Origin of the sequence: Paragemmobacter ruber (assembly GCF_009908315.1) — a bacterium.
GTDB classification, from domain to species: Bacteria; Pseudomonadota; Alphaproteobacteria; order Rhodobacterales; family Rhodobacteraceae; genus Paragemmobacter; species Paragemmobacter ruber.
The window spans coordinates 1-468 of record NZ_JAAATW010000020.1; the positions used below are offsets into that span (position 1 = coordinate 1).

General features: G+C 70.9%; 1 protein-coding gene. It reads right to left on the bottom strand.

Features of this window, described 5'->3' with window-relative positions:
- A partial coding sequence (locus GU920_RS19265) for a calcium-binding protein (protein WP_394351579.1) occupies positions 1–468 on the bottom strand: 468 nt, incomplete at both ends.

The window sequence follows — 468 nt, forward strand, 5'->3', positions numbered from 1 at the left end:
CGCCCGCGCCGCCGAAGACCGCATCGCTGGTGGCATGGCCGCCGCCCCAGTCATTGCCGTCATGGGCGATGATGATGCTGGGCGTCCCGTCATCGGGGCCTTGCAGCGTGGTGTTGGACCCGTCATCCCCGCTGATCACGCGGTAGGTGACGCCGTTGAAGGTGGCGAACTCCACCCCCGTCAGCGTGTCGGTGCCGTCGCGGGCGGCAACGGTATCGGTGACGATCAGCGCCCCGCCGGGGCCGTAGTCGAAGCTGTACTCCGTGACCGGGCCGGTGAAGACCGCACGGTCGGTGCCTGCGCCGCCGTCGAGCGTGTCGTTCCCGGTGCCGCCCTGCAGTGTGTCGTTGCCGCTGCCGCCGATCAGGCTGTCATTGCCGCCGTCGCCGCGCAGCAGGTCATTGTCGCCCTCGCCCGCCAGCGTGTCATTGCCGCCGCCACCGTCGAGCGTGTCATCGCCCGCGCCGC